We start from the raw sequence: 229 nt of genomic DNA, 5'->3' as shown, positions 1-229 counted from the left end.
GGGTCGGACCTGCATCTGTACGAGGTCCTGGGGCCGTTCATGGACGCGGGGGACGTGATCGGTCACGTGCCGATGGGCATCGTCCGCGAGGTCGGGTCCGAGGTCACCCACATCCGGCCCGGTGACCGGGTGGTCGGGCCCTTCACCATCTCCTGCGGGCGGTGCTGGATGTGTCAGCGCGGGCTGCAGTCCCAGTGCGAGGCCACCCTGGTGCGGGAGCTGGGCTCCG

General features: G+C 70.7%; 1 protein-coding gene. It reads left to right on the top strand.

The annotated features are described in order from the left end of the window. Positions 1–229 (top strand): alcohol dehydrogenase catalytic domain-containing protein (locus KVS67_RS13740; RefSeq protein ID WP_217565613.1); only part of this gene is annotated, 229 nt, incomplete at both ends.

This window comes from Micrococcus sp. GbtcB5 (assembly GCF_019091605.1).
Taxonomy (GTDB): domain Bacteria; phylum Actinomycetota; class Actinomycetes; order Actinomycetales; family Micrococcaceae; genus Micrococcus; species Micrococcus luteus.
Note: the sequence above shows the minus strand (reverse complement) of the source record. Positions and strands in the feature narration are given on the sequence as shown.